The following is a 23,114-nucleotide window of genomic DNA, read 5'->3' as shown; positions in this document are numbered from 1 at the left end:
CTCACGGAAGCCTTTTGATAGTAGCGATATAGTCATTTCACCGGCCCCGCAGTGGGGTTGAATGAAAAACCGAATTGAGGGTATTAAAATGAAAAAAGTATTAGCTCTGGTTGTTGCCGCTGCAATGGGTCTCTCTTCCGCAGCATTCGCGGCAGAGACAGCGACGCCTGCGAAAAACACAGCGCCAGCCAAAACAACCCAGACCACGCACCACCAGAAAAAGCATAAAAAAGCGACTAAGACAACCGTTGAGCAAAAAGCGCAGGCGGCTAAAAAGCACCAGAAAAAAGGTGGCAAAGCGCCAACCAAAACCACGTCAAAACCAACGACTCAGCCGGCTGCGTAAGTCGTAACATACTGCGGCGCTCCCCCGCGCCAGTCTTCACGGCGCTAAATCGTTCTGGTTTAGCGCCGCCTTTCCGGAGGGCAAAAGAGTGTCTCGTTATCGCTTTGAGTTCATTCTTATCGCGCTTATTTTATGCGCTATTATTGCCACGCATTTCTATCTTTCCTGAGCGTAGTTATCTGATTTTACTCCCACTTTCTTGCCGTCGCGTCTATAGTAGTACTGAGGGTTTGCTGTTAATAATCATAATTACCCACCAGAGTGTGATATGCATAAAACCATTGCTGTATTACTGGGCATAGTTTGTTTTTTACCGGTCATGGCGGAGGCCAGCGAGCCTGATACAGACGCTACGGATGCCAGCGACATCAAAACGCTTTTTTTTAATCATGACGACCGGGTGCCGGTTGCTGATCCCACACAGGCACCGTGGGATGCTATCGGACAGTTAGAGACCGCCAGCGGTAATTTGTGTACTGCGACGCTTATCTCGCCACATATCGCGCTGACAGCCGGTCATTGTCTGCTGACGCCACCAAAAGGAAAGCCGGACAAAGCCATTGCGCTGCGCTTTGTGGCGCAAAAAGGGATCTGGCGCTATGAAATTCACGGCATCGAAGGCCGCGTTGAGCCGTCGTTGGGCCGGCGCCTGAAAGCAGATGGCGATGGCTGGATTGTGCCGCCTGCCGCTGCAAGCTGGGATTTTGGCCTGGTAATATTACGTTACCCGCCTTCCGGCATTACGCCGGTGCCTTTATTTGCCGGCGATAAAGCGGCACTCACTGCGGCGCTGAAAGCCGCAGACCGCAAAGTGACTCAGTCCGGTTATCCGGAGGATCATCTGAATGCGCTCTATTCCCATCAGGATTGCATGGTAACCGGATGGGCACAAAAGGCTGTGCTTTCGCACCAGTGCGATACCTTACCTGGCGACAGCGGCTCACCACTGTTATTACATACGGATAGCGGATGGCAACTTATTGGCGTACAGAGCTCCGCCCCTGCGGCTAAAGATCGCTGGCGCGCCGATAACCGCGCAATCTCCGTCACCGGCTTTCGCGATAAATTGCAAGCGCTGGCGCAGGACTAATACAATCAATCGCAGGAATCATCGCTGCCTGAACCGACAGGCAGCGATCGTCTCAGGCAAATTTGATCATGACCATACCGGCCAGCAGCAGTACCACGCCAACCCAACCTTTGGGATTTAAACGCTGGCCGAAAAGCACCCAGCCAGCCGCCAGCGTGGCGGCGATACCGAAACCACCCCACAACGCATATGCCACTGACAGATCTATTCCTTTTACTGCCTGTGAAAGCGCGCTAAAGGCAGCCAGGACCGCGGCCAGCGACAGTAGACCATAACATTTACGACGAAAGCCGTCCGAAAATTTCAACAATACGTTGGCGACAATTTCCAGTATTATTGCCAGTCCAAGCCAGGCACCGTGTATCCATTCAAATTGTTGCACGGTTCGCCTCCTTCACCGATTGACCCGGTTTACGCGTACCTGATTTAATCAATACGATCCCGGCGACCAGCGTCAGTAAACCAGCAATCTTCATGGTTGATAATGCTTCATCAAATAGCAGTACGCTAAAAACGGTAATAAATAAAATGCCGATCCCTTCCCATAAGGCATACGCCACACCCAGGGCAATCTTTTTTACGGCAAAGGAAAGAAATATATATGACAACGCGATCATCACCAGCATCAAAATAAAACCAGCGTTACCATTGCCTACGCTAGCCCATTTCATTGAGAGCGTGCCGGTAATTTCAGCCGCGATGGCCAGAGCTAATAAAATCCAGTAAAACATGACACTTCTCCTGCATGAGAATATACTCTTCCGAGTCTGCTGCACGCAGCAAACTAAAAAATAAAATCAGTTAGCACAGCGCATTGCGCCAGCTCAGGCAGAAGTAAGGGACTAAAGCGCGTTACGCCAGTGCTGCTCGCCAATAAGCAGAGAAAAGGAGGTCGTGTGACGATAAGTGTGGGTGAAAGAAAAAGCTCTGAACATATTGTCCATAATATTACAATTATCCGCAGTGTTGCTTCTCGTCATCGCGGATGATAATTGTCCTCGGTAGTTGAACACGCCTGATTTGTATCATAAGCCAGGAATTAACTCAAAATCTTTTCATTTCTTTACCTCAAGGCCTTGATTTTAACCAGAACCGTTCGACCAACATCACATTATTAGTGCTGACATCAGAAAAACAGGGATTGATATGGCAAAACCGATCATTACGCTCAATGGTTTAAAAATCGTCATTATGCTGGGTATGCTGGTCGTTATTCTGAGCGGTATCCGCTTCGCGGCAGACATCATTGTTCCTTTTATTCTGGCATTATTTATTGCAGTAGTCCTGAATCCTGTTGTGCAACGGATGGTCAAATGCCGAATCCCGCGCGTCATTGCCGTTTCATTACTCATTGTGATTATTGTAATGCTAATGGTATTACTGATGGCCTATTTAGGGACCTCTTTAAATGAGTTGGGCCGCACTCTGCCGCAATATCGCTCCTCCTTCGTTATACCGTTGCAACGTATTGAACCATGGTTACAACGGGCAGGAATTGGTGTGTCGGTTGATGAGCTGGCGAAATACGTCGACCCGAACGCCGCTATGACGTTGGTAACGAACCTGCTCACACAGTTATCCAATGCGATGTCATCCATCTTTTTATTGTTATTGACCGTGGTGTTTATGTTACTGGAGGTCCCGCAACTGCCTGAGAAACTACAACAAATGATGAGCCGTCCGGTGGAAGGCATGGCAGCGATTCAACGCGCGCTGGATAGCGTTTCGCACTATCTGGTGTTGAAAACGGCGATCAGCATCGTGACGGGCCTGGTCGCATGGGGAATGCTGGCCGCGCTGGATGTCCGCTTCGCCTTTGTCTGGGGGCTACTGGCCTTCGCGCTGAACTATATTCCTAATATTGGATCGGTGCTCGCTGCCCTGCCGCCCATTATTCAGGTGCTGGTATTTAACGGATTTTATGATGCGCTGCTGGTACTGGCGGGCTATCTACTGATTAATCTGGTGTTCGGCAATATTCTTGAGCCGCGTATCATGGGACGTGGTTTAGGACTTTCTACCTTAGTTGTATTTTTGTCGTTAATTTTCTGGGGCTGGCTATTAGGTCCGGTAGGAATGTTGCTCTCCGTTCCGTTAACCATTATTGTCAAAATCGCCCTGGAACAGACTACCGGCGGGCAGAGTATTGCCATTCTGCTTAGCGATTTAAACAAAAAATAGAACACACCATAAAAAAACGGCCTCCAAAGAGGCCGCCACATAGTTAATAAATTAAAGCGCTTTCAGAATCGCATCCACGCTGGCTTTAGCATCACCAAACAGCATCTGCGTATTCTCTTTAAAGAACAGCGGGTTCTGTACACCCGCATAACCGGTATTCATTGAACGCTTAAAGACCACGACATTCTGCGCTTTCCACACTTCGAGAACCGGCATACCGGCAATCGGGCTGCGTGGATCATCTTGCGCCGCCGGGTTCACCGTATCGTTCGCGCCTATCACCAGCACGGTGTCGGTATCGGCAAAGTCATCGTTGATTTCGTCCATTTCCAGCACGATGTCATAAGGCACTTTCGCCTCCGCCAGCAGCACGTTCATATGCCCCGGCAGGCGCCCCGCCACTGGATGAATGCCGAAACGTACGTTAATGCCGCGCGCGCGCAGTTTTTCGGTAATTTCCGCCACCGGATACTGCGCCTGCGCCACCGCCATCCCATAGCCCGGAGTAATGATGACGGAATGGGAATTTTTCAGCATCTCAGCGGTCTCCTCCGCCGTGATTTCGCGATGTTCGCCTGCTTCCTGATCGTCACCGGTTGAGGAGCCATCGGTACCGAAACCACCAGCAATAACGCTGATAAAAGAGCGGTTCATCGCTTTACACATAATGTAAGACAGAATCGCGCCTGATGAACCGACCAGAGCACCGGTCACAATCAGCAGATCGTTGCTTAACATAAAGCCCGCCGCCGCCGCCGCCCAACCGGAATAGGAGTTCAACATTGAAACAACGACCGGCATATCCGCCCCGCCGATAGAGGCGACCAGATGCCAACCAAACGCCAGCGCGATAATAGTCATCAGCAGTAACGCCAGAACCTGCAGACCCACGCTTTCGGTGCGGACAAAAACCAGCAGCAACAGGAAAGAGACAACCAGCGCCGCCAGGTTCATTTTGTGACGGTTAGGCAACATCAACGGCTTAGACGAAATTTTACCACGTAGCTTACCAAACGCCACGACCGATCCGGTGAAAGTCACTGCGCCAATAAAGATACCAAGGAAGACTTCGGTCAGATGAATATTGACCAGCACCGGCGCCAGACTGGCGTCATGGTACAGATAGCTGTTAAAGCCAACCAGTACCGCCGCCAGACCGACGAAACTGTGCAGAATCGCGACCAGCTCCGGCATCTCGGTCATCTCAACTTTCTTCGCCATGCGGATGCCAATCGCGCCGCCAATAATCATGGCGACCAGAATCCATGCCACATTGCCGGTATCCGGCCCAAATATGGTCGCCAGCAACGCGATCGCCATCCCGGCAATACCGAAATTATTCCCCTGTCGGGACGTTTCATGTTTTGAAAGCCCGGCGAGACTGAAAATAAACAGGATTGCGGCAACAATGTATGCAGCTGTAACTAATCCTCCAGACATGTGTTACCCCTTAGTTTTTCCGGAACATTTTCAGCATACGCTGAGTCACGGTGAAGCCACCGAAAATATTAATGCTGGCGATGAGTACCGCGATAAAGCTCAGGAAGCTGACCCAGCCGCCCTGGCCAATTTGCAATAATGCCCCGACAACAATAATCCCTGAAATTGCGTTAGTTACAGACATTAATGGCGTATGAAGCGCGTGAGACACATTCCACACCACGTAGTAACCGACCACACAGGCGAGCGCAAAGACGGTAAAGTGACCGAGAAACTCTTTTGGCGCGACATCGGCCAGCCAGCCGAAAAGAAGAATCGCCAGCGCCATGAGCGCATATTTTCGCCAGCGTGAAGTGGGCTTTTCCGGTTCTTTTGGCGCAGGGGAGACTTTAGGCGCAGCCTGGGGCTGTGCAGAAACCTGGATTGGCGGCGCCGGCCAGGTAATTTCACCCTCGCGAATTACGGTGACGCCACGGATAACGACATCATCAAAATTCACGTCAATACTGCCATCCTTCTCTTTGCACAGCAGTTTCAGCAGGTTGACCAGGTTGGTGCCATACAATTGAGAGGACTGCGTCGGCAATCGGCCCGGCAGATCGGTGTAGCCAATCACCTTCACGCCATTGTCTGTCGTTACGATCTGGTTGGCGACGGTATATTCGCAGTTACCGCCATTCTGTGCGGCCAGGTCGACAATCACGCTACCGGCCTTCATCGCATCTACCATTTCGCGAGTAATCAGCTTCGGCGCCGGTTTACCCGGAATCAACGCGGTGGTCACAATGATGTCGACCTCTTTAGCCTGGGCGGCAAAGAGGTCCATTTCAGCTTTGATAAACGCCTCGGACATCACTTTAGCGTAACCATCACCGCTACCGGCCTCCTCTTTAAAATCCAGTTCGAGGAACTCCGCTCCCATACTCTGGACTTGCTCTTTCACTTCAGGACGAGTGTCAAACGCGCGGACAATCGCTCCCAGGCTATTTGCTGCGCCGATAGCCGCCAGACCGGCTACGCCCGCGCCAATCACCATCACCTTTGCCGGCGGCACTTTCCCGGCAGCGGTGATTTGCCCGGTAAAGAAGCGCCCAAACTCATGCGCGGCCTCCACAATTGCGCGATAGCCAGCAATATTCGCCATTGAACTTAATGCGTCGAGCGACTGGGCGCGCGAAATACGCGGCACGGCGTCCATTGCCATCACCGTAACCTTACGTTCGGCGAGTTTCTCCATTAACGAGGCGTTTTGTGCAGGCCAGATAAAACTGATCAGCGTGGCGCCTGGATTAAGCAAAGCAATTTCATTCTCTTCAGGCGCATTAACCTTGAGGATTATTTCCGCCTGCCAGACCGCATTGCTGTCTACAATATCCGCGCCAGCCTGCGCAAACGCCTTATCGTCAAAACTTGCCAGTTGACCCGCTCCGCTTTCGACAGCGACGCTAAAACCCAGCTTCAGCAGCTGCTCTACCGTTTTCGGCGTCGCAGCGACTCGGGTTTCATTGGGTAACCGCTCTTTTGGTATGCCAATTCGCATAATATTCCCTTCCATCGGTATTTTTGATGATGGTTTGTCAGTAAGCGCGAGAAGCCTATGCCTGCCCGCGTTTGAGGTAAATGTTACCTCAGCAAGGTAAAACCGTTACAAACTCTCTATAACCTACTGAAAATAACGCCTGTGATCTAGCGCCTAAAAACAGAAATCTTTATCAAATTTGCAAAATATGAACGATTCAGCCGCTAAGCAGCCATAATGCCTCCAAAACCGCCTATAAAGGCTGATAATTCGCTCCATTCCGGCGGTACAACATCATTTAACGCCTGCCAGAAACAAGAAATTAACATCAAGTTAACTTATTAAATTCATGTGCTTCATCTGGTTAGCTCCATGGGTGGCGTTTTTTTCGACTTCTTAACAAAAGTTATCGTTCACGTGACGGCACATGACACGATGCGTGAAAAATCCCGCAGACATCCATAGGGTTTAAATGCAATAATCAGCCACGTTTCTAGTCAATAACAATACCAGTACCTGGTTTGCGCAAGGCGAAGGATTATTTTTATGAAGCTTAAGAACACTCTCCTGGCGTCGGCACTGCTTTCTGCGGCTGCTTTTTCTGTCCATGCAGCAACAGAACTGACGCCGGAGCAAGCGGCTGCACTAAAACCGTATGACCGCATCGTGATTACCGGTCGTTTTAATGCTATTGGTGATGCGGTTTCCGCCGTGTCCCGCCGCGCAGATAAAGAAGGCGCAGCCTCTTTCTATGTTGTCGACACCTCTGAATTTGGCAATAGCGGTAACTGGCGAGTTGTAGCCGATGTTTATAAAGCCGACGCGCCAAAAGCCGACGCGCCGAAAAATCGTGTCATTAATGGTATTGTGGAATTACCGAAAGATCAGGCGGTACAGCTGGAACCGTACGATACGGTCACCGTTCAGGGCTTCTACCGTAGCCAACCGGAAGTGAACGATGCCATTACGAAAGCGGCTAAGCAGAAAGACGCTTACGCTTTCTATATTGTGCGTCAGGTTGATGCGAACCAGGGCGGCAACCAACGCATCACCGCGTTTATCTATAAAAAAGACGCGAAAAAGCGCATCGTGCAGAGCCCCGACGCTATTCCGGCAGACTCTGACGCTGGCCGCGCGGCGTTGGCCCAGGGTGGCGAAGCTGCGAAGAAAGTCGAAATTCCAGGCGTAGCGACGTCAGCCTCGCCGAGCGCTGAGGTGGGCCGTTTCTTCGAAACGCAATCGACCAAAGGCGGACGTTACACTGTCACGCTTCCGGATGGCACGAAAGTTGAAGAATTGAACAAAGCCACCGCAGCGATGATGGTGCCTTTCGACAGTATTAAATTCACCGGCAACTACGGCAATATGACGGAAATCTCTTATCAGGTCGCCAAACGCGCGGCGAAGAAAGGGGCGAAGTATTATCATATTACGCGTCAGTGGCAGGAGCGCGGCAACAATATCACCATCAGCGCCGATCTGTATAAATAAGGTGCGCGTCGCCATCAGGCTTTCTTGCCAGATGGCGGCATAACTGCCTTAACCTGTCTACACTATTGTTCAACGCCAGGTCTGATAAACCATAAAAGTCGCGCCATCAGGCACTCACTCCCGGGGTTCCCATTCTGACAAATGTCGCGATGAATCTCACTTTTCGCTTTTTTAGCGATAAATCTTACCCAGGCCGTTGCATGAGGTCCCTTCTCTCCGTAAAATCCCGCGCCTTAGTGGCTTTCACCATTTTTATGCGTTTTGCCATAATAATTATTCTTCCACTTTCATTTTTATAGCTGGATACCGATGGAAAAAAAACTGGGACTGAGCGCACTGACCGCGCTGGTTTTAAGCTCAATGCTTGGCGCGGGCGTTTTCAGTCTGCCCCAGAATATGGCCGCCGTTGCCAGTCCGGCTGCGCTATTAATTGGCTGGGCTATCACCGGCGTGGGGATACTCTTACTGGCATTCGCCATGTTAATCCTTACGCGTATTCGCGCCGAGCTTGACGGCGGCATCTTTACTTACGCCCGCGAAGGCTTCGGCGAACTGATCGGCTTCTGTTCCGCCTGGGGCTATTGGCTGTGCGCGGTCATTGCCAACGTATCTTACCTGGTTATCGTCTTTTCAGCGCTGAGTTTCTTTACCGATACACCTGAGCTGCGTCTGTTTGGCGACGGTAATACCTGGCAGGCTATCGTGGGCGCCTCGGTCCTTCTCTGGATTGTCCATTTCCTCATCCTGCGCGGCGTACAAACGGCAGCCAGCATCAACCTTGTTGCGACCCTGGCAAAACTGTTACCGCTTGGGGCGTTTATTGTCCTGGCTATCATGATGTTCAAACTGGATACCTTCAGCCTGGACTTTACGGGCATTGAACTCGGTGTCCCCGTCTGGGAGCAGGTCAAAAACACCATGCTCATTACGCTATGGGTGTTTATTGGCGTTGAAGGTGCCGTTGTCGTCTCTGCCCGCGCGAAAAATAAACGGGATGTCGGCCGCGCCACGCTACTGGCGGTACTCGCAGCGTTGGGCATTTATCTCCTCGTCACATTACTTTCACTGGGCGTTCTTGCCCGTCCTGAGCTGGCAGAGATGCGCAACCCGTCCATGGCCGGCCTGATGGTGAAAATGATGGGGCCGTGGGGCGAAATTATTATTGCCGCGGGACTGATTGTGTCTGTCTGCGGAGCTTATCTAAGCTGGACCATCATGGCGGCGGAAGTACCGTTCCTGGCGGCGGCTTATCAATCTTTCCCGGGCATCTTCGCACGGCAAAACGCGCAAGGCGCGCCGTCTGCATCGTTATGGCTCACCAATATCTGCGTACAAATCTGTCTGGTACTCATATGGCTTACCGGTTCGGACTACAACACGCTGTTGACGATCGCGTCAGAGATGATTCTGGTCCCCTATTTTCTCGTCGGCGCATTTTTACTGAAGATTGCGGCGCGTCCCCTCCATCGGGCGGTAGGTATCGGTGCCTGCATTTATGGCTTATGGTTATTATACGCATCGGGCCCCATGCATCTGTTGCTGTCCGTCGTCCTGTATGCGCCTGGATTACTGGTTTTCCTGTATGCGCGCCGTACACACCCGCATAGCAACGTATTAAACCGTCAGGAAATGGTGCTGATTGGTTTGTTGCTGGTGGCCGCAGTTCCGGCTACATGGATGCTGGTGGGATAAAGGCTTACCCATCGTTTAATACCTGTAAAGATGACGATGGGTTTTTACCTGGACTAATGCCACTTAATCCAGAAAAAAATTAGCAGCCACGCGCTTAGCCCCCAGCAAACCACCGCACCGCCAAGCGCGACAGGCAGGCGCATCATGCCACTGAAATACCATAGCGACGCAAGATAAATAAAATAAGGAATGATCGACCACATACTAAAGACAATAGTGGTTCGCATCGCGTCAATACCACGCTCACTGGCCACGATGTAGTGCGCAATAAGCGCAAATGTTGGAAAAAGAGGAATTAACCCGGCGATATAATAATTTTTCGTTTTTGACAACAGACCAATCAATATGACAACCAGCGCCCCCAGGGCAGCTTTAATCACAAGTCCCATTACCTTTTCCTGACATCCCAATAACAACAGTGTGTAGCATAACGGAACCGCCCTTGTTTAGAAAAGATTTATGGAAGGTAACACAGAGGCGGTGTATGTTGGCGTTTTCTATTCGCCGTTAATAATATGAACCGCATTGTATTTGTTGAAGACGACGCCGAAGTGGGTTCGCTCATTGCCGCCTATCTGGCGAAACATGACATTGATGTCATTGTTGAACCGCGAGGAGACCGGGCGGAAGAGCTGATCCTCACCGCTCAGCCAGATCTGGTCCTACTGGATATTATGCTTCCCGGTAAAGATGGCATGACAATATGTCGCGATTTACGCCACCGTTGGCAAGGCCCGATTGTCCTGCTCACCTCGCTGGATAGTGATATGAACCATATCCTGGCGCTGGAAATGGGGGCGTGTGACTACATCCTCAAAACCACGCCCCCCGCCGTTTTACTGGCGAGATTACGCTTACACCTGCGACAAAATGAACAGGCGCAGCAGGCAAAAAGTTTACAAGAGAACGCACTTACGCCGCATAAAGCGTTACGTTTTGGCGCGTTGGCTATTGATCCCCTTAATCGTGCTGTCCAGCTGAACGGCGAGTTCATATCGCTCTCTACCGCTGATTTTGAATTGCTCTGGGAACTGGCCACCCACGCCGGACAAATTATGGATCGCGACGCGTTACTGAAAACGCTGCGCGGCGTCAATTATGATGGGCTGGACCGTAGCGTAGATGTCGCGATTTCCCGCTTGCGTAAGAAATTACAGGACAACGCTGCTGAGCCCTATCGTATTAAAACCATCCGCAATAAAGGTTATCTTTTTGCCCCTCATGCCTGGGACGAGACGATGGCGGGGTAATCAATCCATCCGATTTTACCTGCTTTTATCGAATCATCGTGGCGACACTCACTGCCGCCACTGTTCAGAAAACAGTCATTGCATACGTGAATACTATTTTTTATAGGCAGGAGTGGACCATCAACTGGCGTTTTTTTGCCCCTCTCGCTGAGCATACCGTCTTTTTTGCCAAAAAAGATTAAATAAAAAAACTCCAACCCCGCTCACAAAATCGATAACGAAATATCTGCCTGACGATATATTGACGCCTTTTTTCACAAAGTGTGAAATCAAACAAATCATATCCATGAATATATAATCACCAATATATTCACTTTAAATATATACATTTCTGATGGTAACTTTTGTATTAATTAACAACATATAAGAAAAGTTAGTATTTGCTGAAATAATATTATTCAGATTAGGATGCCTTTGATTCAACGAATCTGTAGAAGTTCAATCTTTTGCAAATAAGTTAAGTTTTTAAGGATAAAAAATGAAAAGAAAAGTATTGGCACTTGTCATCCCGGCTCTGCTGGCAGCGGGTGCGGCGCACGCCGCTGAAATTTATAATAAAGACGGCAACAAACTGGACCTTTACGGGAAAGTAGACGGCCTGCACTATTTCTCTGATGACTCTTCTAAAGATGGCGACCAGACTTATATGCGTTTCGGCTTTAAAGGCGAAACACAGATTAATGACCAACTGATCGGTTATGGCCAGTGGGAATATAACGTTCAGGCTAACACTACCGAAAGCGAAGGCGCTAATTCCTGGACTCGTCTGGCATTCGCCGGCCTGAAATTCGGCGACTACGGCTCATTCGACTATGGTCGTAACTACGGTGTTCTGTACGACGTAGAAGGCTGGACCGATATGCTGCCTGAGTTCGGTGGCGACTCCTATACTTACGCTGACAACTACATGACCGGTCGTGCTAACGGTGTGGCCACCTACCGTAACACTGATTTCTTCGGTCTGGTAGACGGTCTGAACTTCGCGTTGCAATATCAGGGTGCCAATGAAAACCAGGTTTCTCATGAGCAGGAAGGCACTAATAACGGTAGCGATCGTAACGTGAAGAACGCTAACGGTGACGGCTTCGGTATCTCCTCAACTTATGATCTGGGTATGGGCGTAAGTTTCGGCGCCGCATATACCACTTCCGATCGTACTAATGAGCAGGTTAATTACTCTACCGCTGGCGGTGATAAAGCGGATGCATGGACTGTTGGCGCTAAATATGATGCCAATAATATCTATCTGGCCACAATGTACTCAGAAACCCGTAATATGACGCCTTACGGCAATGACGATTGCGGCTCATGCGTAGCGAATAAAACTCAGAACTATGAAGTAACTGCACAGTACCAATTTGATTTCGGTCTGCGTCCTGAAGTTTCTTTCCTGATGTCTAAAGGTAAGGATCTGAATATGCCTGGCACAGCGGCAAGCCCTGCTGGCACCACAGACGATAAAGACCTGGTTAAATATGTTTCTGTTGGTACTACCTACTATTTCAACAAAAACTTCTCCACCTATGTTGATTATAAAATCAACCTGCTGGATGACGACGATCAGTTCTATAAAGATGCCGGTATCAGCACTGATGATATCGTCGCACTGGGTATGGTTTACCAGTTCTAATCTTTCATTCATTATTCTCAAACCCGCCCTCACGGCGGGTTTTTCTTTTTTTAGCATTACTGTTCTAAAAACAGAACGCTCCGTTCTCCGGGTACAGATTGAACAATTCTTGTTCACTCTCTATCGTTTGCTTACCGCCCGACAGAAGGAACACACCAATGACCCGTCTCATCCCGTCTCTGTTTTCCAGAACGGTTTTCCTTTTTCTGCTCACGGCCACAGGCGCAGCCACCGCTGCCCGCCCGGCAGCGGATATTATTTTACATAACGGAAATATCATCACCCTTAATGATGCCCAGCCGCAGGCCAGCGCCCTGGCAATTTCCGGCTCGCGGATTGTGGCGATTGGCGATGATGCGGCGACAGATGAATGGCACGGCAACCATACCCGTATCATCGATTTACAGGGTAAAACCGTGATACCCGGCCTGACTGATACCCACATCCACGCCATTCGCGGCGGACAAACCTGGACATTCGAAACTTACTGGTACGACAGCCCTTCGCTTAAAGACGCGTTGGATAAATTACGCGCCGACGCTAACCGTCGGCCCCACGATCAATGGGTCGCCGTGGTGGGATCGTGGATACCAGCGCAATTTGCAGAAAACCGGGCGCCGACGGTAGCCGAACTGAGCCACGCCCTTCCCGATCATCCGGCTTATATTCAGTATCTTTACGACTATGCGTTGGTGAATCAACGCGGCATAGACGTACTTGGCCTTAACGCCGCCCCACCTCCTGATTTAGCGGGAATCCGCGTAGAGCGCGACGCAAAAGGTAGCGCCACGGGGAAATTATTTGGTGACATCGCCGCGTTCAATCAGCTTTTTGCCAGCATAAGTAGTAACGCCGATCGCGAGGGCGGTCTGCGGCAATTTTTCGCTGATATGAACGCTCGCGGCGTGACCGGCATCATTGACCCCTCTGCCGGGCCTGCCGCCGCTTATGAGCCTTTATTTGCCATGCGAAACCAGGGGGATTTACCGCTGCGCGTAGGGTACCGTATTCCGGTACAGCCGGAAGCGAAAGGTCATGAAGCGCAGTGGTTCAGCGACCTCATGGCCTTTCGCCCGGCGCGTGCCGATGATGGGCAACTGGCTTTTCTTGGCCTGGGGGAAAGCCTGGTGGCCGGAATGAATGACGGCGTGCGGATGGCCCCAGGATTTTCTTCCTCAGAGCAGGACAAAACCGCGCTTCGCCAGGTCGCGACGTTTGCGGCAAAACGGGGAATACCGCTTGAGATCCACGCCTATACCAATGACAGCGCCGACGCAATATTGACGATTTTTGAGCAGGTAGCGCAGCAGTACGATCTGCGCCCTCTCCGCTGGTCTATTGCGCATCTGAATACCGGTTCGCCACAGACACTTGAACGAATGCGCAAGCTGGGCCTGGCATACACTGTGCAAATGGGTCCTTACTTTGAGGGGCTTGCCATTCGTGACGCCAACCCGCCCGGCACGACGGACAGTTCGCCGCCGGTTCGACTGGCGCTGGATAAAGGGCTTGTCGTGGCTGGCGGCACCGATTCGACACGTATTGGCATTGCCGGCATTTGGCACGCTATCGAATATCATATCACCGGTATAGCGTCAGGCGGTTCCGTACGAAAACCCGCCAGCGAGCGTCTCACACGTCTGGAAGCGCTAACGTTATATACACGTCATGCCGCCTGGCTCGCCTTTGCCGAACAAAACCGGGGGCAGCTTAGCGTCGGAAAACAGGCCGATCTGGCGGTACTCAATCAGCCATTTATGACGATGCCGGAAGACAGAATTGATACCATCCGCGCTGTTTTGACGCTTGTTGATGGACGCATTGTCCACGAAAGTCCGGAGCTTAAAGCCGGACAATGAGGTTGTCAGTTGACGCAAAGCCTGCTTTTATAACCCACCAGCGCCGCTGGTGGGTTACCTTTTCCGCCAACGCCGCGATAGAGTTAATATATTGATATCCGGTGGGTTTTGATGAAAAAGCTGTTTGTGCAGTTTTATCTTTTGCTGTTCGTCTGTTTTCTGGTCATGACATTATTGGTCGGGCTGGTGTACAAATTCACCGCCGAACGCGCGGGCAGACAATCGCTTGACGATCTGATGAAAAGCTCGCTCTATCTGATGCGCAGCGAACTGCGGGAAATTCCGCCGCGTGAATGGGGGAAAACGTTGAAAGAAATGGATCTGAACCTTTCTTTCGATTTACGCGTTGAAGCGCTCAATCACTATAAACTTGATACCGCCACCACACAGCGACTGCGCGAAGGCGATATTGTCGCGCTTGACAATCAATATACTTTTATTCAGCGTATCCCGCGCAGCCATTACGTCCTGGCGGTCGGCCCGGTTCCTTATCTCTATTTCCTGCATCAAATGCGGCTGCTGGATATCGCCTTAATGGCGCTCATTGCCTTTTCACTCGCCTTTCCTGTTTTTATCTGGATGCGCCCACACTGGCAAGAAATGCTCAGGCTAGAATCCGCCGCACAGCGCTTTGGTGAAGGCCATTTAAATGAGCGTCTGCATTTTGACAGTGGTTCCAGCTTCGAACGTCTGGGTGTGGCATTCAACCAGATGGCGGATAATATTAACGCTCTGATCGCCAGTAAAAAACAGCTGATTGACGGTATCGCCCACGAACTTCGTACGCCGCTGGTACGTTTACGCTACCGGCTTGAAATGAGCGAAAATCTGACACCCGCGGAATCACAGGCGCTCAACCGTGATATTGGCCAGCTGGAAGCACTGATTGAAGAGTTGCTTACCTATGCGCGCCTTGACAGACCACAAAATGAACTGATGCTGACTCACCCGGATTTCCCCGCCTGGTTAAGCACGCATGTGCAGGATGTGCAAAGTGTGAATCCGGAACGCACAGTCAATCTTCACGCCTGCGCATCAGGTGATTATGGCGCGCTGGATATGCGTTTGATGGCGCGAGTGCTGGATAACCTGCTGAATAATGCGTTGCGCTACAGTCGTACCACCGTTCAGGTCAGTCTGCTACTCGACGGCAGTCAGGCAGTGCTAATCGTCGAGGATGATGGTCCCGGCATTGAAGCAGAGGCGCGCGAACGCGTATTTGAACCTTTTGTCAGACTTGACCCCAGCAGGGATCGCGCGACAGGCGGCTGTGGGCTTGGGCTCGCCATCGTACACTCTATCGCGCTGGCAATGGGCGGTAGCATCGCCTGTGACGATAGCGAACTGGGCGGCGCAAAATTTAGCTTTCACTGGCCGGTCTGGCACGCGATCCCCGACATAACGCCTGCCTGACTTTTTTGCACGATGGTTAAGTGGCGGAAAGTATGCTATACATAAAGTATGTTGTAACTAAAATGAGCATTATAATGTCCCGCTACGATCTCGTTGAACGCCTGAACGGTACTTTTCGCCAGATAGAACAACACCTGGCGGCGCTGACAGATAATCTACAACAGCATTCACTGCTCATCGCCCGTGTTTTTTCACTACCTCAGATAACCAAAGAGGCGGAACATGCGCCGCTGGACACTATCGAGGTAACGCAACATCTGGGGAAAGAGGCCGAAGCGCTGACGTTGCGTCACTATCGCCATTTATTTATTCAACAGCAGTCCGAAAACCGCAGCAGTAAAGCTGCCGTTCGCCTGCCCGGCGTTATGTGTTATCAGGTGAATAATGCCACGCAGGCAGATCTGGAGAGCCAGGTGCAGCGCATTAACCAGTTGAAAACCGCCTTCGAGCAGTTGGTGACGGTAGAGTCCGGTCTCCCTTCGGCGGCGCGTTTTGAGTGGGTACACCGGCATCTACCCGGCTTAATTACACTGAACGCTTACCGCACACTGACGCTGATTAATAACCCAGCCACTATACGTTTCGGTTGGGCAAATAAACATATTATTAAGAATCTGAGCCGGGATGAAGTTCTGGCTCAGTTGAAAAAAAGCCTCGCGTCACCGCGTAGCGTACCGCCGTGGACGCGTGAGCAGTGGCAAAGCAAACTGGAACGGGAATATCAGGATATCGCCGCGTTACCGCAGCAGGCTAAACTCAAGATTAAGCGCCCGGTGAAAGTACAGCCTATCGCCCGCATCTGGTATAAAGGTCAGCAGAAACAGGTGCAACACGCCTGCCCCACGCCGATTATTGCGCTCATCAATACTGATAATGGCGCAGGCGTGCCGGATATTGGCGGGCTGGAAAATTATGACGCAGATAATATTCAGCACCGTTTTAAACCACAGGCACAGCCGCTGCGACTGATTATCCCACGGCTGCACCTGTATGTGGCGGATTAACGTCCCGGCGTCATACTGCCAACCATCTGCTCCGGACGTACCCAGGCGTCAAACTCGGCGTCAGTAAGATACCCTAATGCCAGGGCTGAGGCTTTCAGCGTCAACCCTTCTTTATGCGCTTTTTTCGCAATCTCTGCCGCTTTATCGTAACCGATATGCGTATTGAGTGCAGTAACCAGCATCAGCGACTCATTCAGTAACTGCGCAATACGCTCACGGTTTGGCTCGATCCCTGACGCACAGTGTTTATTGAAACTTTCCATGCCATCAGCCAACAGGCGCACCGTTTGCAGAAAATTATGAATGATCATCGGGCGATACACGTTGAGCTCAAAGTTGCCCGATGCCCCCCCCATATTGATCGCGACATCGTTCCCCATTACCTGGCAACACAGCATCGTTAGCGCTTCGCACTGGGTCGGGTTCACTTTGCCTGGCATAATAGAACTCCCCGGCTCATTCTCCGGGATAGCAATCTCACCAATGCCGCAGCGCGGGCCGGATGCCAGCCAGCGAACATCGTTGGCGATTTTCATGAGCGAGGCCGCCAGTCCTTTTAATGCGCCATGCGCCTGTACCAACGCGTCACAGGTCGCCAGCGCTTCGAATTTATTCGGGGCGGTAACAAACGGCGCCGCGGTAATCGTCGCCAGTTCCTGAGCGACGCGCCGGGCATATTCCGGGTGGGTATTAAGCCCTGTCCCCACTGCAGTTCCGCCGAGCGCCAGTTCCGCGACGTGCGGTAAACTGTGCTCAATGTGTCTGAGGTTATGTTCCAGCATGGCTACCCAACCGGAAATCTCCTGGCCTAAGGTGAGTGGCGTCGCGTCCTGCAGATGAGTACGGCCAATTTTGACAATATCGGCGAAGGCGTGGGATTTATCGCGCAGCGTCTCCGTTAGCGCAGATAATTGTGGGATGAGGTGTTCGCGTAATGCCAGTAGCGCCGCCACATGCATCGCGGTCGGAAAGACGTCATTCGAGCTTTGGCTTTTGTTGACGTCATCGTTGGGATGTACCTTGCGTTCCATACCCCGGACGCCGCCCAAAATTTCACTGGCGCGGTTCGCTAACACCTCATTCATATTCATGTTGCTTTGCGTACCGGACCCGGTCTGCCAAATCGCCAGCGGAAACTCATCAGCATGTTTTCCCGCCAGCACTTCATCCGCCGACTGGATAATCGCGCTGGCTTTTTCGGCTGCCAGCAACCCTAAGTCCTGGTTGACCTGCGCAGCGGCGCGCTTGGTCAACGCCAGAGCGTGAATGAGCGAAACGGGCATTTTCTCCGTGGAAATCCGAAAATGCTCCAGCGAACGTTGCGTCTGCGCCCCCCACAGTTTATCTGCCGGGACCTCAATCGCCCCCATCGAATCTTTCTCGCGGCGTACCGTTACCATTACCTTCTCCTTATGCAAGTTGATTAGGTCATGTGTCGACATTGCCCACGTGTTTGCGGTTTTATGAGTATTAACGATAACCCTATAATGGTATAGGCCGGATAAGACGCTATCCGGCGAAACCGCTTAATGTCACCGCCGCGAAAGGCGGCGACATTATTTAACGCAGCGTGCGCACTGTGATGTCTGAATCTGCTGGAAAAAATCGTTGCCTTTATCATCCACCAGAATGAAGGCCGGAAAATCCTCCACGTCAATTTTCCAGATAGCTTCCATACCCAACTCAGGATATTCCACACACTCCAGGCGCTTGATGCTGCCCTGCGCCAGAACGGCTGCCGGGCCGCCGATACTACCCAGATAGAAGCCGCCATGTTTCTTACAGGCATCGGTCACTTGCTGGCTGCGGTTGCCTTTCGCGAGCATAATCATACTGCCGCCCTGCGACTGGAGCTGATCCACATACGAGTCCATCCGCCCTGCGGTCGTAGGTCCAAGCGACCCGGAGGCATAACCTTCTGGCGTTTTTGCCGGCCCTGCATAATAGATGGGATGATCTTTAATGTACTGCGGCAAGCCTTCGCCTCTGTCCATCCGCTCTTTCAGTTTAGCGTGCGCAATGTCACGCCCCACAATGATCGTGCCGTTCAGCGACAGACGCGTCGATACAGGATATTGCGAAAGCTGTTGCAGAATCTCGCTCATGGGACGGTTAAGGTCGACACGTACCGCTTCGCCCTCTCCTGCCTGACGCAGCGCTTCCGGGATATATTGACCGGGATTACGCTCCAGCTTCTCAATCCAGATCCCTTCGCGGTTGATTTTGGCTTTGATGTTCCGATCCGCAGAACAGGAGACGCCCATGCCAACCGGACACGATGCCCCGTGGCGCGGCAGACGGATAACACGAATATCATGAGCGAAATATTTGCCGCCAAACTGCGCACCTAAACCAAGATTTTGCGCCTCAAGCAACAATTCGTTTTCCAGCTCAACATCCCGGAACGCTTGCCCGTGCTCGTTTCCTTCGGTTGGCAGCGCATCGTAGTATTTTGCCGAGGCGAGCTTCACCGTTTTCAGGTTGGCTTCTGCTGAGGTACCGCCAATCACAAACGCGATGTGATACGGCGGGCAGGCGGCAGTTCCCAGCGTACGCATCTTGTCGACGAGATAGTTTTTGAGTTTACCCGGCGTCAGTAGCGCTTTGGTTTCCTGATACAGGTAGGTTTTATTCGCCGATCCGCCGCCTTTGGCGATACAGAGGAATTTATATTCGTCGCCATCGACGCTGTAGAGGTCGATCTGCGCCGGCAGGTTGGTGCCGGTATTAACCTCTTTATACATATCCAGCGCCGCGTTTTGCGAATAGCGCAGATTGTCTTCGATATAGGTGTTATACACGCCGCGAGCCAGCGCGGCTTCATCTCCTCCTCCCGTCCACACCCGTTGGCCTTTTTTACCGACAATAATGGCTGTACCGGTGTCCTGGCAAGTAGGCAATACGCCCTTCGCCGCGATATCGGAATTTCGCAGGAATTGCAGCGCAACATATTTGTCGTTTTCACTGGCCTGCGGATCGTGCAGGATATCCGCCACCTGCTGCTGATGCGCCGGACGCAGCATAAAAGACGCATCGTGGAAGGCCTGACGCGCCAGCAACGTTAACGCTTCCGGCGCAACTTTCAGGATCTCTTGTCCTTCAAATTCGGCGATGGAAACATGTTCGCGGGTTAATAAATAGTATTCGGTATCATCCTTTTTAAGAGGAAAAGGATCCTGATAAAAGAAGGGTTTGTTTGACATTGTACTCTCACTTACCGCTCGGTATGGTTATTTTCTGGGCAGGTATTTCCATTGCCCGACTAAAAGCGAGTTACACTATCCTACACAATTTTTTAACAAAAACTGAGACAAGTACGACTTTTTACGCCCGGAGGTTACTTCAGCCGGGTTTCTTGGTTTAATACCCCTATTCATTTCCACATTGAAACAGGGCTTGATAATGCAAAAACTCATTAACTCAGTGCAAAACTATGCCTGGGGAAGTAAAACTGCGTTAACGGAACTTTATGGCATTGAAAATCCGCAGCAGCAGCCAATGGCCGAACTCTGGATGGGCGCTCACCCGAAGAGCAGCTCGCGCATTACCAGCGCCGACGGCGAAACCGTCTCTCTGCGCGATATCATCGAAAATAATAAAACCGCGCTACTGGGCGATGCTGTAGCCAGGCGTTTCGGCGAATTGCCGTTTCTGTTTAAAGTGCTATGCGCCGCGCAGCCGCTCTCTATTCAGGTCCATCCCAATAAGCGCAACTCTGAAGTCGGTTTTGCTAAAGAAAATGCGGCAGGTATACCCATGGATGCTGCCGAGCGGAACTATAAAGACCCCAATCATAAGCCGGAGCTGGTTTTTGCCCTGACTCCCTTTCTGGCGATGAATGCGTTTCGTGAATTTTCTGACATTGTTTCTTTACTGCAACCTATCGCGGGGGCGCATTCTGCCATCGCTCATTTTTTACAAGCGCCGGATGCCGAACGACTGAGCCAGCTTTTCGCCAGCCTGCTGAATATGCAAGGTGAGGAAAAATCCCGCGCGTTAGCCGTACTCAAAGCAGCGCTTAACAGCCAACAGGGCGAACCGTGGCAAACGATCCGCGTGATTTCAGAGTACTATCCTGACGACAGCGGGCTTTTCTCTCCTTTACTGCTGAATGTGGTCAAACTGAATCCCGGCGAGGCGATGTTTTTGTTTGCTGAAACACCGCATGCTTATCTGCAGGGCGTTGCGCTGGAGGTGATGGCGAATTCCGATAACGTCCTGCGCGCCGGTCTTACCCCCAAATATATCGATATCCCTGAACTGGTGGCAAACGTGAAGTTCGAACCTAAGCCAGCCCGCGAGTTGCTAACCACTCCTGTGAAAAGCGGCGCGGAGCTGGACTTCCCGATTCCGGTTGACGATTTTGCCTTCTCGCTGCACGACCTGTCACTTCAGGAGACAAGTATTGACCAGCACAGCGCGGCGATTCTGTTCTGCGTTGAGGGTGAGGCGGTATTACGTAAAGACGAACAACGCCTGATACTGAAGCCGGGAGAATCCGCCTTCATCGGCGCAGATGAATCTCCGGTTAACGCCAGCGGTACAGGCCGTTTAGCGCGAGTTTATAACAAGCTGTAGCAACGTACTGAATTTTTTAACAACTCTTGCTAAGCTTATAAAAGACGTGAAACTCCTCCAGGCGGTCTAATCCGCCTGGTTTCATTTTATGGACAATTGATATGAAAAAAACGCTGGTAGCTGCAGGTGTAGTGATTGCACTTGGCATCGTCTGGACAGGCGGCGCCTGGTATACGGGGAAGAAGCTGGAGAGCCATCTTGCAGAAATGGTGACTCAAGCCAATGAGCAACTCAAACGTACTGCGCCAGAGGCCGGAGTTGAATTAAGTTATCAAAACTATCAGCGCGGCGTCTTCAGTAGCCATCTGCAACTGGTTGTCAAACCGGTTGCCGGCGCAGATAATACCTGGTTAAAACCTGGGCAAAGCGTTGTGCTGGACGAGTCCGTCTCTCATGGCCCCTTCCCGCTCGCCCAGCTCAAAACGTTCAATCTTATTCCTTCTATGGCGTCGGTAAAAACCACACTGGTGAATAACGACGCAACAAAACCACTCTTTGATATTGCGAAAGGAGAGAGGCCTTTTGTTATCAATACCCGTATTGGCTACGGCGGTGATACCCGCTCTGATATCTCTCTCAATCCATTAAATTATGAGAATGCTGGTGAAAAAGTCGCCTTTAGCGGCGGAGATTTTCAACTTAATGCCGATAAAGACGGTAATGTGGTCTCACTATCAGGGGAAGCACAGAGTGGTCTGGTCGACGCCGTTAACGAATACAATCAGAAGGTACAACTTACCTTTAATAATTTAAAAACAGACGGCACCAGTAAACTGGCAAGCTTTGGCGAACGAGTCGGCGACCAAAAGTTAACCCTGGATAAGCTGTCCATCGCGATTGAAGGCAAGGAGATGGCGGTGCTGGAGGGGATGGAAATCGCCGGTAAGTCCGATCTCGTTAACGATGGAAAAACCATTAATAGCCAGTTGGATTACACGCTTGACAGCCTGAAAGTGCAGAATCAGGATTTGGGCAGCGGTAAATTAACGCTGAAAGTCGGGCAAATCGACGGCGAAGCCTGGCATCAGTTTAGTCAGCAATATAATGCACAAACGCAGGCACTGCTGAACCAGCCGGACGTGGCACAAAACCCTGAGCTTTATCAGCAAAAAGTCACCGAAGCGTTCTTTAGCGCGCTACCTGTGCTGCTAAAAGGCGACCCCGTGCTGACTCTGGCGCCGCTCAGCTGGAAAAACGCCAAAGGGGAAACCACGCTGAACCTGTCGCTGTTCCTGAAAGATCCGGCAACGACAACGGCACAACCGCAAACCCTGGCGCAAGAAGTTGACCAATCCGTAAAATCGCTGGATGCAAAACTGGCGATTCCGATGGACATGGCGGTCGAATTCATGACGCAGATCGCTAAACTGGAAGGCTATCAACAGGATGATGCGGAAAAACTGGCCAAACAACAGGTTCAGGGGCTGTCCGCAATGGGCCAGATGTTCCGGCTCACGACGCTGAAGGATAATACCATCGCCTCCAGTTTGCAGTACGCTAATGGCCAAGTCACGCTCAACGGGCAAAAAATGCCGCTGGAAGACTTTGTCGGTCTTTTTGGCATGCCTACGCTTTCCGTTCCGGACGTTCCGGCGCTGCCGCAACAGTAATCGTCTTGCCG

The 23,114-nt window shown here is 51.3% G+C and carries 21 protein-coding genes; 13 read left to right on the top strand and 8 right to left on the bottom strand.

Annotated elements, in window-relative coordinates; all coding sequences use genetic code 11:
* Window positions 1-88 precede the first annotated feature (88 nt).
* The 3 genes from asr (at window position 89) to SBG_RS06790 (ending at window position 1,436) form a co-directional block, all read left to right on the top strand.
* On the top strand, window positions 89-346 hold the full coding sequence (asr, locus tag SBG_RS06795) for an acid resistance repetitive basic protein Asr (RefSeq protein ID WP_024135004.1): 258 nt from the start codon (window positions 89-91) through the stop codon (window positions 344-346).
* Between the two features lie 88 nt (window positions 347-434).
* Complete coding sequence (ydgU, locus tag SBG_RS23560) at window positions 435-515, top strand: small membrane protein YdgU (protein ID WP_085928773.1); 81 nt, start codon at window positions 435-437, stop codon at window positions 513-515.
* A gap of 99 nt (window positions 516-614) precedes the next feature.
* Window positions 615-1,436 carry a trypsin-like serine peptidase gene (locus SBG_RS06790; protein ID WP_000549637.1) on the top strand — a complete coding sequence of 274 codons (822 nt, stop codon included), beginning with the start codon at window positions 615-617 and terminating at the stop codon, window positions 1,434-1,436.
* A 52-nt stretch (window positions 1,437-1,488) separates the two neighbouring features.
* Here SBG_RS06790 and mdtI read toward each other — a convergent pair whose 3' ends face one another.
* The 3 genes from mdtI to SBG_RS23555 all read right to left on the bottom strand — a co-directional run bounded on the left by mdtI (window position 1,489) and on the right by SBG_RS23555 (window position 2,449).
* Window positions 1,489-1,818 carry a multidrug/spermidine efflux SMR transporter subunit MdtI gene (gene mdtI / locus SBG_RS06785; RefSeq protein ID WP_001183820.1) on the bottom strand — a complete coding sequence of 110 codons (330 nt, stop codon included), beginning with the start codon at window positions 1,816-1,818 and terminating at the stop codon, window positions 1,489-1,491.
* Window positions 1,805-2,167 (bottom strand): multidrug/spermidine efflux SMR transporter subunit MdtJ, encoded by a 363-nt coding sequence (mdtJ, locus tag SBG_RS06780; protein WP_000500274.1) that lies wholly within the window; start codon window positions 2,165-2,167, stop codon window positions 1,805-1,807. The genes mdtI and mdtJ overlap by 14 nt, the downstream gene beginning before the upstream one ends.
* 111 nt (window positions 2,168-2,278) lie before the next feature.
* The gene (locus SBG_RS23555) at window positions 2,279-2,449 is read right to left on the bottom strand and encodes a protein YdgV (RefSeq protein WP_077909554.1); all 171 of its coding nucleotides are present in this window, start codon (window positions 2,447-2,449) and stop codon (window positions 2,279-2,281) included.
* A 133-nt stretch (window positions 2,450-2,582) separates the two neighbouring features.
* Between SBG_RS23555 and SBG_RS06775 the strand changes: the two genes are divergently transcribed.
* Entirely contained in the window at window positions 2,583-3,617 is a 1,035-nt protein-coding gene (locus SBG_RS06775; protein WP_001118275.1) for an AI-2E family transporter, read from the top strand.
* 51 nt (window positions 3,618-3,668) lie between these two features.
* Here SBG_RS06775 and pntB read toward each other — a convergent pair whose 3' ends face one another.
* Both pntB and pntA read right to left on the bottom strand, forming a co-directional pair.
* The gene (gene pntB, locus SBG_RS06770; protein ID WP_000014062.1) at window positions 3,669-5,057 is read right to left on the bottom strand and encodes a Re/Si-specific NAD(P)(+) transhydrogenase subunit beta; all 1,389 of its coding nucleotides are present in this window, start codon (window positions 5,055-5,057) and stop codon (window positions 3,669-3,671) included.
* Between the two features lie 10 nt (window positions 5,058-5,067).
* Entirely contained in the window at window positions 5,068-6,597 is a 1,530-nt protein-coding gene (gene pntA / locus SBG_RS06765; protein WP_001219371.1) for a Re/Si-specific NAD(P)(+) transhydrogenase subunit alpha, read from the bottom strand.
* Between the two features lie 525 nt (window positions 6,598-7,122).
* On the opposite strand from pntA, the gene ydgH reads away from it, so the two are divergent.
* Complete coding sequence (gene ydgH, locus SBG_RS06760) at window positions 7,123-8,067, top strand: DUF1471 family protein YdgH (protein ID WP_000769291.1); 945 nt, start codon at window positions 7,123-7,125, stop codon at window positions 8,065-8,067.
* 309 nt (window positions 8,068-8,376) lie between these two features.
* Entirely contained in the window at window positions 8,377-9,759 is a 1,383-nt protein-coding gene (locus SBG_RS06755; RefSeq protein WP_000412347.1) for an amino acid permease, read from the top strand.
* 53 nt (window positions 9,760-9,812) lie between these two features.
* Here the strand turns inward: SBG_RS06755 and SBG_RS06750 are convergent, their stop codons facing one another.
* The gene (locus SBG_RS06750) at window positions 9,813-10,148 is read right to left on the bottom strand and encodes a GlpM family protein (protein WP_000524856.1); all 336 of its coding nucleotides are present in this window, start codon (window positions 10,146-10,148) and stop codon (window positions 9,813-9,815) included.
* A 126-nt stretch (window positions 10,149-10,274) separates the two neighbouring features.
* Between SBG_RS06750 and rstA the strand changes: the two genes are divergently transcribed.
* The 5 genes from rstA (at window position 10,275) to tus (ending at window position 16,915) form a co-directional block, all read left to right on the top strand.
* Window positions 10,275-11,009 carry a two-component system response regulator RstA gene (gene rstA / locus SBG_RS06745; RefSeq protein WP_001080052.1) on the top strand — a complete coding sequence of 245 codons (735 nt, stop codon included), beginning with the start codon at window positions 10,275-10,277 and terminating at the stop codon, window positions 11,007-11,009.
* A 478-nt stretch (window positions 11,010-11,487) separates the two neighbouring features.
* Window positions 11,488-12,639 carry a porin OmpC gene (ompC, locus tag SBG_RS06740; protein ID WP_000824300.1) on the top strand — a complete coding sequence of 384 codons (1,152 nt, stop codon included), beginning with the start codon at window positions 11,488-11,490 and terminating at the stop codon, window positions 12,637-12,639.
* 158 nt (window positions 12,640-12,797) lie between these two features.
* The gene (locus tag SBG_RS06735; RefSeq protein ID WP_000197462.1) at window positions 12,798-14,498 is read left to right on the top strand and encodes an amidohydrolase; all 1,701 of its coding nucleotides are present in this window, start codon (window positions 12,798-12,800) and stop codon (window positions 14,496-14,498) included.
* Between the two features lie 111 nt (window positions 14,499-14,609).
* Entirely contained in the window at window positions 14,610-15,911 is a 1,302-nt protein-coding gene (gene rstB, locus SBG_RS06730) for a two-component system sensor histidine kinase RstB (protein ID WP_024135002.1), read from the top strand.
* A 74-nt stretch (window positions 15,912-15,985) separates the two neighbouring features.
* Complete coding sequence (gene tus / locus SBG_RS06725; protein ID WP_000092485.1) at window positions 15,986-16,915, top strand: DNA replication terminus site-binding protein; 930 nt, start codon at window positions 15,986-15,988, stop codon at window positions 16,913-16,915.
* Here tus and fumC read toward each other — a convergent pair.
* Window positions 16,912-18,315, bottom strand: a complete 1,404-nt coding sequence (gene fumC, locus SBG_RS06720; RefSeq protein ID WP_000259127.1) for a class II fumarate hydratase — start codon at window positions 18,313-18,315, stop codon at window positions 16,912-16,914. The genes tus and fumC overlap by 4 nt on opposite strands.
* A gap of 156 nt (window positions 18,316-18,471) precedes the next feature.
* Window positions 18,472-20,118 carry a class I fumarate hydratase gene (fumB, locus tag SBG_RS06715; protein WP_000066589.1) on the bottom strand — a complete coding sequence of 549 codons (1,647 nt, stop codon included), beginning with the start codon at window positions 20,116-20,118 and terminating at the stop codon, window positions 18,472-18,474.
* A gap of 199 nt (window positions 20,119-20,317) precedes the next feature.
* On the opposite strand from fumB, the gene manA reads away from it, so the two are divergent.
* Window positions 20,318-21,493, top strand: coding sequence for a mannose-6-phosphate isomerase (manA, locus tag SBG_RS06710; RefSeq protein WP_001170631.1), 1,176 nt, complete (start codon window positions 20,318-20,320; stop codon window positions 21,491-21,493).
* Window positions 21,494-21,594: 101 nt separating this feature from the next.
* Window positions 21,595-23,103: a YdgA family protein gene (locus SBG_RS06705; protein ID WP_000753345.1), complete on the top strand. Its 1,509-nt coding sequence runs from the start codon at window positions 21,595-21,597 to the stop codon at window positions 23,101-23,103.
* The last annotated feature ends 11 nt before the right edge of the window (window positions 23,104-23,114 follow it).

The sequence above is a fragment of the Salmonella bongori NCTC 12419 genome (genome assembly GCF_000252995.1).
In the GTDB taxonomy this organism is placed as follows: domain Bacteria; phylum Pseudomonadota; class Gammaproteobacteria; order Enterobacterales; family Enterobacteriaceae; genus Salmonella; species Salmonella bongori.
This window is presented reverse-complemented; position numbering and strand designations above follow the sequence as displayed.